At 35.4% G+C, this 9,778-nt stretch carries 9 protein-coding genes and 2 pseudogenes; 8 read left to right on the top strand and 3 right to left on the bottom strand.

Annotated elements, in window-relative coordinates; all coding sequences use genetic code 11:
- Nucleotides 1–440: GT-D fold domain-containing glycosyltransferase (locus Q0Y70_RS08515; RefSeq protein WP_297819771.1), on the top strand; the 440-nt coding region annotated here is incomplete at its 5' end.
- 68 nt (nt 441–508) lie between these two features.
- On the opposite strand, the gene Q0Y70_RS08510 is transcribed toward Q0Y70_RS08515, so the two are convergent.
- The 3 genes from Q0Y70_RS08510 to Q0Y70_RS08500 form a co-directional block, all read right to left on the bottom strand.
- On the bottom strand, nt 509–1,519 hold the full coding sequence (locus Q0Y70_RS08510) for a sugar transferase (protein WP_297819769.1): 1,011 nt from the start codon (nt 1,517–1,519) through the stop codon (nt 509–511).
- Nucleotides 1,520–1,657: 138 nt separating this feature from the next.
- Nucleotides 1,658–2,377 carry a Bax inhibitor-1/YccA family protein gene (locus Q0Y70_RS08505; RefSeq protein ID WP_297819766.1) on the bottom strand — a complete coding sequence of 240 codons (720 nt, stop codon included), beginning with the start codon at nt 2,375–2,377 and terminating at the stop codon, nt 1,658–1,660.
- 118 nt (nt 2,378–2,495) lie between these two features.
- Nucleotides 2,496–3,212, bottom strand: coding sequence for a Bax inhibitor-1/YccA family protein (locus Q0Y70_RS08500; RefSeq protein ID WP_297819761.1), 717 nt, complete (start codon nt 3,210–3,212; stop codon nt 2,496–2,498).
- A gap of 167 nt (nt 3,213–3,379) precedes the next feature.
- On the opposite strand from Q0Y70_RS08500, the pseudogene Q0Y70_RS08495 reads away from it, so the two are divergent.
- The 7 genes and pseudogenes from Q0Y70_RS08495 to Q0Y70_RS08465 form a co-directional block, all read left to right on the top strand.
- A pseudogene (locus Q0Y70_RS08495) lies at nt 3,380–5,949 on the top strand (sigma 54-interacting transcriptional regulator).
- Between the two features lie 159 nt (nt 5,950–6,108).
- The gene (locus Q0Y70_RS08490; protein WP_297819755.1) at nt 6,109–6,528 is read left to right on the top strand and encodes a PTS sugar transporter subunit IIA; all 420 of its coding nucleotides are present in this window, start codon (nt 6,109–6,111) and stop codon (nt 6,526–6,528) included.
- A gap of 23 nt (nt 6,529–6,551) precedes the next feature.
- Nucleotides 6,552–7,046, top strand: coding sequence for a PTS sugar transporter subunit IIB (locus Q0Y70_RS08485; RefSeq protein WP_297819752.1), 495 nt, complete (start codon nt 6,552–6,554; stop codon nt 7,044–7,046).
- A 19-nt stretch (nt 7,047–7,065) separates the two neighbouring features.
- Nucleotides 7,066–7,899, top strand: a complete 834-nt coding sequence (locus tag Q0Y70_RS08480; RefSeq protein WP_297819750.1) for a PTS sugar transporter subunit IIC — start codon at nt 7,066–7,068, stop codon at nt 7,897–7,899.
- On the top strand, nt 7,896–8,723 hold the full coding sequence (locus Q0Y70_RS08475) for a PTS system mannose/fructose/sorbose family transporter subunit IID (RefSeq protein ID WP_297819747.1): 828 nt from the start codon (nt 7,896–7,898) through the stop codon (nt 8,721–8,723). Before Q0Y70_RS08480 ends, Q0Y70_RS08475 begins: the two co-directional genes overlap by 4 nt.
- Nucleotides 8,723–9,418, top strand: coding sequence for an MgtC/SapB family protein (locus Q0Y70_RS08470; RefSeq protein ID WP_297819744.1), 696 nt, complete (start codon nt 8,723–8,725; stop codon nt 9,416–9,418). Before Q0Y70_RS08475 ends, Q0Y70_RS08470 begins: the two co-directional genes overlap by 1 nt.
- 21 nt (nt 9,419–9,439) lie before the next feature.
- Nucleotides 9,440–9,778 (top strand): annotated as a pseudogene (locus tag Q0Y70_RS08465) (RNA polymerase sigma-54 factor); the annotation flags it as partial.

The raw sequence follows: 9,778 nt of genomic DNA, 5'->3' as shown, positions 1-9,778 counted from the left end.
GTAAAAGTAATAAATCGTTTGATAAACTTAAAGCAATTTGGCAAGATCGTGATGTTTTAATAGTTGAAGGTAAACTTACTAGATCAGGTGAAGGAAATGATTTGTTTGCAGGCGCTAGATCAATTAAGCGAATCGTTTGTCCTGCTAAAAATGCATATAGTAAGCTAGAACAAATTGAATCGGCAATTAGAGAAAATGCAGACAATAGATTAGTACTAGTAATGTTAGGACCAACGGCCAAGGTTGTGGTGGACGATTTACGAGATATGGACAATCAAATAATTGATTTAGGTCATATTGATTCAGAATATGAATGGTACAAGATGAAAACTTTATATGCTGTTGCTCTTCCTAATAAACATAGCGCAGAGTTTGATTTGGGAGTTACTCTTAAAAAAGATACAACTTTTGACAATGAAGTGGTAGCAGAGATCAAATAATAAAAGACTAAATAGAAAAAAGGCTGATAATTTTACGTTGATGCTTGTAAAATTATCAGCCTTATTTTTTATTCATATCGAGATTTAAATACTGCTTCTGAGAGAGCTTTCTTAGTAAAGTAGCCCCCTCTGATTAATTTAGCAAAAGATTCTACATTATCACACATTTGCTTATATTCATCATCATTAACTTGAAGCACTTTAGTTCTAGCTTCTTCTAAGCTATCAGCGATGATTCCAAGTTGTTTACGTTTAATGGTTTCAACTTCTGGAGTATCACTGTTAATAATTACTGGGAGACCGGCAGCTAGATATGTACTTAATTTATAAGAAGTATTCATTTTCATATATTCGGACCAATAAGGTTCTTCAGACCATACTAGACCAAAACCTCCAGATCTACGGAGATCTTCAATTAAAATTGGATCATTTTTCCAACCCATGTATTCTAAGTTTTGTTCGGGAACTTTCTTTTCAGGATCGCTGAATACTTGTAGTTTTACTTTTTGGTTGTTCCAATTTTTAACAAAATCAAACTTATCAGCATTTCCTGCAAAGTTAATAACTTTGTTATTTTGAGGACTGATGAAATAATTTACTTGGCAGGGATGATCCCAAAAATGCTGTACAACGTAAGGTTTTTCTCTGAGGCCATTATCTCTCAAAAAATTATACATCTTTTGAGAAGGAACAATTAAGACGTCTGCCTTATTGTAGTAGTCAATGTAGTGCGGTAAAAGATAACGATTAACTTCAAACATTAAGGGCACAATATCATGAATGAAGATTATTTTTTTGACATCGGGATAAATACTAATATGATCGATAAATGCTTGATCCCACTCGATTGCTATCCAACTTGGGGATTGAATAATGACTGTATCACCTGGATTTAAAGAGGCAATGATGCCGTCAAAACGCGTACTTCTAGCTTGATCGGGTTCTTCTTTCCAATGATAAGCATAGATACCAAATTCGTTCATTCCCATTTGAGAACCAATTTTAGCTGTCATTAGTTGGGCTATTTGTGCAACGCTATTCATTGCCATACCATTAAGACTTGTAATGTGGACAGTCATAAAAAACTCCTTATATAAACATATAAGTTAAGTATAGGGCAGTAAAATGTTATTTACAAATTGATAAATGTATTTAAGTTTAGTCCGCTATAGGACGTACCCAAACATAAAAGGCCATCATAAAGATAGCCTTTTATATTAATTATTATTGTTGTCGCTGAAGCCAAAGATAGTTAGAAACTGCAAGAATAAGTTAACGAAGTCTAAGTAAAGTTGTAGAGCTCCTAAAACAGCCAGGCCGTTTGTTGAAACTTCACTACCAAATTGCATATAGATATTCTTCATTCTTTGAGCATCCCATGCAGTCAAGATAGTAAAGATAATTACTGCGATAAATGAAAAGATATAATCAACCATTGGATTTTTCAAAAATAAGTTGATAAGCATGGCGACGATTAAGCCAATCAAAGCTGCTGAGGCATAAGAGCCCATCCGATTAAGATTTTTCTTGGTGACAGTCCCTATGATCGCCATCGTTACAAAGACTGCTGCTGAAGCAAAGAATGCACAAGCAATGTCTTGTCCTGTATAAGCTCCGGCAATGAAGGCAAAGGTAACACCATAGATAATAGCTGTCAGCATTAATAGTATAAAACTTGCTACTGGGCTGCGAGTCGCATTAAAACTGATTGCAAATGTCAAAACAATTGGCAAAAGCAGTAATAACCACATTGCCCAGCGATGCTGCAGCATGAAGCTAGCCATTGGTTTAGCAAAGACTGTCATAGTTAGATAAGCCGTTAATGCAGATACAAAGACCGCAAATGCCATATATCCATACATTTTACTTAAAAATGAATTCAAGGCTGAGACGTCAACGATAGAACGTCTGTCTTGTTCAGGTGGAAAATTATACATAGAAATTATCCTCCTATTATATTTGATATATTATTCACCTTTACCTTATCACGAATACAAATCAAAACAAAAAAGAAAGAACTACAACTTTTTGCAATTCTTTCTTATCGTATTATATTTAATCTCTATCGCTACCAGCAAAAATTTGAAGGAAGTAGATAAAGATATTAATGAAATCAAGGTAAAGGTTTAATGCACCGACTACTGCAAGACCTGTTGAAGAAATCTGCCCTTCAGTTTGAAGGTATAAGTTCTTCATCTTTTGAGCATCCCAAGCAGTCAAAATAGTGAAGATGATTACGCCAATGTAAGAAAAGACATAAGTAACCATTGGGTTCTTTAAGAACATATTGATCAAAGTGGCAACAACCAATCCAATCAAAGCAGCAAAAGCATAAGATCCTAAGTTAGATAAGTCTTTCTTAGTAGTAGTTCCTAAGACTGCCATAGTAATGAAGACAGCAGCTGCAGAAACGAAGGCGAAAGTAATGTTTTGACCAGAGAAAGCTAAAGTCAAAATTGAAAATTCAGCTCCGTAAACGACAGCCATTACCATTAATAAAAATAAGCTGACGCCTGGAGAACGAGTGGCTTTTGATCCGATTACTAGAGTCAAAACAATTGGTACGCCTAAGAATAAGACATAAAGCATAATTTGACTTTGAGAAACTAGTCTTAGCATCGGAACTAAGTAGGTGTAAGGTGCAATGAATGCGACAAAAGCAGATACTAACACTGCCAAAGTCATAAAGCCATACATTTTAGTTAAAAAGCTGTTCAAACCAGCAGTTGCATTAACTGTAGTGCGTTGTGGCTCTTGAGAAAAGTTATTCATTAAATAAATCCTCTTTCTAAAAATATTTAGTTAATCTCAATGTTAATTTAATTTCATTATAAAAGCAATATTAGTGACAAAATTTACGAATATATTATACATTATCTCTGATAGCGATTACATAAATCTGATATAATAGTAATGTTAATTTCTATACGGAGGTATTTATGGACAAAGCACGCGATCAGGTTTTAGCTTATATCAATCAATTAAAAAGTGATCAGCCTCTAACAACCAGTCAACTGCATCTGATTTAAATCTTTCTCGTTCAGTTATTAGTCACTACTTAAATGATTTGGTTCGCGATGGCGAGATTCAAAAAATTGCTGGTCGTCCAGTGAAATGGCAAAAAAATGCTACCCCGATTCTACATAAAAATACTTTTAAAAATTTCATCGGCTATCGCGGTTCTATACGGCATGTGATTAACCAAATTTCGGCGGCTGTTTTATACCCACCTGATGGTTTAAATATTCTAATCACAGGACATTCTGGTGTAGGTAAAAGCTACTTGGCAAGTAAGATCGCTAATTTGGCTAAAGATAAAAAAGTGATTAAAGCTAATGCTCCTTATATCGTTCTTAATTGTGCTGACTATGCCAATAACCCCGAACTTGTCTCCAGTATGCTCTTTGGTTATGTGAAAGGAGCTTATACCGGTGCTGATGAAACAAAAGACGGCTTATTAAAACAAGCTGATGGTGGATATTTATTTTTAGATGAAGTACACCGTTTGAGCAGTGAAAATCAGGAAAAACTATTTTCATTTATTGATTCTGGTGAATTTTATGCAATGGGCGACAATGTTAAGCCTATCAAGGCAAAAGTCCGTTTAATTTTAGCAACTACTGAAGATCCACAAAAAGTCTTGCTGACGACTTTTTTAAGAAGAATTCCAGTTCATGTGAGTTTGCCGGACTTTATCAAAAGACCGATTGATGAGCGTTTGGAGTTATTACGCTATCTTTTTTATCAAGAAGCGCAGACAATAAACAAAAAAATCGATGTTGATAGGTATGTTGTCTCAGCTCTCTTACAAATTAAACATTCAGGAAATATCGGTTATCTAAAAAATATAATTCAAGTTTCATGTGCTGCCGCTTATCATGAACAAGATTCTAGCGATATTATTCACTTAGAGATGTCGAACTTGATGTTAGAGGACTTACCGAGATTTGAAGATTATTCTAATATTTTTGTGGATCCTCAAGCACCACTTGAGCGTCATCAAAGCAGTTTGATCCAGCAAAATTTAGAGAGTATTCAGAGCCAGCTTGCTCAATTAGAAGAAAACTATTCTCATGATTTGGCAGTTAAGTGTAAACTCTCTATTCAAAATTTGAAGCAGTTTGTTCCTGAGTGGGCCTTAAAATCGGGGATGCACTTGCAGCATCAGAGTTTATTTAAAAAAGTTATTGAAAATCAATTTGGACTGAGTCAGACAGGTTATTTAGAGCCAGTTTTGTATTTACTTTATAGCTATCATTTTCAAGTCGATGAAAATACTATCCAGTTACTAACTGAAAAATTTTCTAATATTATTCCACGCTCGCTCCACGTGGCAAAAACCTTTTATAAAAAAGTGCCACAATTGTCTGTCAAAAGCGAGCAATCGTTAATTTTGATTCTGGCTTTATTATTAAGTGATCATGTTGATGAAAATATTCAATTACGTGGCTTAATGGTCGCCCACGGTGAAAGTACGGCTACTAGTATTCAAACGGTAGTTAATTCTCTTTGTGGAACGTACATATTTGATGCCATTGATATGCCGGTGGATACTGGACTTGAGCCAATTATTGAAGAAGCTAAAAAATTAATTTCTTCATTTAATACTACAAATGGCTTTATTTTGATGGTGGATATGGGATCACTAGGCCAATTATATTCAGAAATAAGCTCCCATCTTGATGGCGACTTACTAGTCGTAAATAACTTGACGACTTTAACTGGGCTTGATTTAGCATTAAAGATGCAACAAAATCGTCCTTTTAAACAAATTGCACAAAATGCAGAATCCGATTATGGAATTGATGTCCAATATTATGAAGGTTTTTCTCAATCTCCAAATATTTTGATTTCTTGTATCTCAGGACTGGGGATTGCTGAAAAGGTTAGTGAAATTATTCAGCCATTTTTACCCAATCAAATTAAAGTGATTCCTGTAGATTATGGATCTTTGAAGGAAAAAATTAAGAGTCAGGATTGGTCTTACTTTGATCGGACCTTATTTGTATTAACGACTTTAGATATTTTAGAGCCGGTCGGCTTTAAACACATGAATTTGTATAGTCTTCTTGATAAAACTGGTGCAAATAACTTAAAACGCTGGCTTGCGCCATATATGACTGGTGAAGAGATCGAAACTTTCAGTCAGCAGATTTTGCGCTTCTTTTCTAAAGAAGGGATTTCAGAGAGATTATCATTTCTTAATCCTGACGTTGTTATTCGTCAAGTGGAAGAAATTAATAGCAAATACGAGAGTTATTATGGTTTAAATTTAGACGGTAAAGTTAGGCTGAACCTCTATATGCATATTGCCTTGATGATTGAACGTTTAATGGTTCAAAAAAACGCTGAAATTAAAGTTGAACCAAAAACTGATGAAGAGAAAGATTTCTTCAAAATTTCCCATAGCATTTTTCAGCCAGTAGAAATGAAATACAATATCAAAATCTCAAATTATGAGATATCCCTGCTGTATGAGCTATTTCGGCAATTTATAGAAGAATCATAAGAAATTAGTCAAAAGACAATTAGTGTTTAATTATGTATTGATAAAGTGTTTAAAAAATAAACACTTTATTTTTTTTGCCGTCATGAGGCGCTTTTTAGAACTTGGCACACTTTTTGCTAATAAATAGGTGTAAAGGATAAAAAGAGAGGAGATAAAAACATGACAGATATTTTAATTGCAAGTCACGGACATTTTGCTAGTGGCCTTCAAAGTTCCCTAGAAATTCTTACTGGGATGGGGAATAAAGTAAAAGTCATTGATGCATATGTGGATGACAGTGACTATACTCCCCAAATTGAAGAATTTATTAAGAGTGCCAAAAGACCAGCAGTAATTTTCACCGATCTTAAAGGTGGTAGTGTTAATCAAAAAGTAATGCTAGAAGCTGCAGATCAAAAAGATATTTTTATTGTGACTCAAATGAATTTGGCAATCATTATGTCAGTGCTTTTAGACAGTGAACCTTTGACAAAAGAGCATCTACAAGATCTGATTGTCCAAAGTCAAGTAGAGCTGTTAGAAATACCACAAAGTCAACAAGATCAAGAAAAAGAAACCGTGAATGATTTCTTTGAATAGAGAATTTTAAAGGAGAAAGAATTATGATTGCACAATTGAGAGTTGATGATCGTTTAATACATGGACAAGTGGCATTAGTTTGGACTAAAGAATTAAATACGCCGGGAATCGTAGTTGCAAATGATAATGCAGCAAATAATGAAATGGTCCAAATGACTTTAAAAATGGCAACACCAACAGGAAAGAAACTTTTAATTAGAAATGTTGATGATGCAATTAAGGTTTTCAATAATCCTAAAGGCGCAAATATGAGAATCTTTGCTTTAACTAATAATGTACAAGATGCCTTAAAAATTGCAGAAAATGTTAAAGATATCGAAGGAATCAATGTCGCAAATGTTGGTCGTTTTACCAAGGATGCAGATGATGCGATTCAATTATCTTCTACTTTAATGATGACACCAGATGAATTAGCTGCTTTAAAGAAGTTAGCAACTTTAGATATTCCAGTTTTCCACCAAATTGTGCCAAACAATGCGAAAACTCCAATTTCTTCATTGTTAAAGGATGCTAAATAAAGAATAGGAGGACATAACTATGTTACATACAGCGACGCTAGCAGCGATTTGTGTGTTTGTCTGTTTGGGTGGTAACTGGCTCTGGGGACAAACAATGATTGAAAGACCGCTGGTTGTAGGAATGGTTGCCGGAATGATGTTCGGTGACATTAGAACAGGTATTTTAATCGGAGCTTCACTTGAAGCGATTTTTATGGGAGCCGTTGATATTGGTGGTGCCATTTCTTCAGAACCTGTAACTGCCACAGTTTTGGCAACAACTTTTGCTATTACTTTAGGCGTAGATACTAAGGCCGCTTTAGCTTTGGCTGTGCCAATCGGAGTCTTTGCTGCCTTTATCTCAATGTTCTTAAAGAACGTTGTAATGAACATCTTTGCTCCACTAGTTGATAAAGTGGCTAGTGACGATAATCCAAAGGGGTTAACGAGACTTCACTTTGGAATGTGGTTTATTAACTACTTTACTTTCTCACTTGCTACATTTTTCGCAGTATTAGCTGGTGCTCGTCCAGTTCAACACCTAGTAAATCAAATTCCTGCAAATCTGATGGCCGGACTTGCTGCAACTGGTGGCTTACTTCCTGCAGTTGGTTTTGCGATCTTGATGAGAATGTTATGGAGTAAAGAATTATCACCATACTACTTCTTAGGATTTGTTTTAGCAGCATACTTAAAACTACCTTCAGTGGCAGTAGCTGCACTTGGAATTATCATTGTAGTCTTACAATGGATTCGCGATAAGCAAATTATGAATATTGAAAACAAGCAAAAAGCTGCGCCAGTAGCTTCTGCAACACCTCATTTAGAAACAACAGACTCAATGGATGAAGAAGAGGAGGACTTTTTCTCATGAAAATAACAAAGAACGTCTCACCTGAAGACAAAAAAATCATAAACAGAATCTTTTGGCGCTCCTTTACTGTTTTTGCAAGCCGTGCCGGTGCCACTAAGGCTCACGCTCCTGGTTTTATGTATTCCATCATGCCAGCTTTAGACGAATACTTTAAAGATGATAAAGAAGGACACCGTAAGGCAATGATGCGTCATACCACTTGGTATAACATCACTCAAAACGTGGGTACCTTCGTTATGGGACTTGTTGCTTCTATGGAAAAAAAGACAGCACAAGATCCAAACTTTGATCCTGATTCAACAGTTGCCATCAAAACTTCCTTAATGGGTCCTTTATCAGGTATTGGTGACTCCATCTTCTGGGGAGTTTTGAGAGTTATTGCAGCTGGTGTTGGTATCAGTTTAGCTAGTCAAGGTTCAATTTTAGGGCCGATTTTATTCTTATTAATCTACAACATCCCTTCAATTGCTACTCGTTACTACTTAACTTACATGGGCTTTACTGTTGGTGATACATTCATCCAAGATATGTATAAGAGCGGCTCAATGAAGTTATTGAATAAGGCAGCATCTACTTTAGGACTTTTAATGATTGGCTGTATGACCGCTACGATGGTTAAATTTGAATCTAAGTTAAGTATTCCAATTGAAGGTGGAAAACCAATCAAGATTCAAACTTACCTTGACCAATTATGGGTTGGCTTAGTTCCATTAATTGTTACTTTAGTTTGTTACTGGTTATTATCCAAGAAAGTTAACGTTAACTGGATCTTACTTGGTGTATTAGTTCTTTCTATTGCTTTAGGATTACTCGGGGTGGTCTAATGCACATGGCGGTGACACTTTACGAGATAGTCTTACGTCTAACGTTAGCCGTATTAATTGCCAGTGTCATCGGTTATGATCGTGAACATAAAAATCGACCTGCTGGTATCAAGACACATGCTTTAGTATGTGCTGGAGCATGTATCATTGCCTTAATTCAAGAAAAGATTGGCTATGATGCAATAATTCATCAGCCTAAGCTAGCAGGCATTGTTAGAGCAGATGAAGCTAGATTGATTGCTCAAGTAGTCTCCGGAATTGGATTCTTAGGAGCTGGAACTATCTTAGTTCAGCATCGGACGGTATTAGGTTTAACAACAGCTGCTAGTTTATGGGCAGTAGCTGGGATTGGACTGGCTATTGGTATGGGAGATTACACAATTGGAATTACAGGTGCAATTTTCGTAGTCCTTGTTTTAGTCTTTTCAAAAAGGCTAATCCAGGTTCATGCGATGAAGAAACTCGAAATTCAATATAAACATAAGGTTGAAACAAAAGAATTTATTCAGAATTATTTTGAAAAACATCATATTACTGTAACTAATGTCAACTTTAAGGTAACTCAAAAGCCTGAGGGATTAATATATGTTAATATTTATGATATAGAAATCCCACACTCAATGAACTATGCTGATATTATTGAGGATATCTCGATGAATAAAAATATCATGCGGATTCAGATGGTAAGTATTTAGTTATAGTAAGGAGAAAAGTCGATGTCACAGTCTCAAAAAATGGCACTTAAGGTGCAAGAAAAACTGGTGACGCGGCTTTTTTTGTCGTCTAAATTAAGACAGAATCTGGCCGTTTTGACTTATGGTGCAAACGATTTAAAGAAAGTCATTGAAGATTTTAGTGAAGCTAATCCTTTTATCAGCTTAAAGCGTCCAAAAAATGAACTGCAGAATTTGGATTGGATCGCTGAAGCTGATTCAGAAAGTCTAGTAGATCATTTGTTAAGTCAAATTCGCCTAGCCAAATGGAGCAATAAAGACAAAAAAGTCGTGACCTTTTTAGTTTATCAGCTTGATTCAGACGGCTATTTACGGCTAAAG

It is taken from the genome of uncultured Lactobacillus sp., assembly GCF_947367085.1.
Lineage (GTDB): Bacteria > Bacillota > Bacilli > Lactobacillales > Lactobacillaceae > Lactobacillus.
Note: the sequence above shows the minus strand (reverse complement) of the source record. Positions and strands in the feature narration are given on the sequence as shown.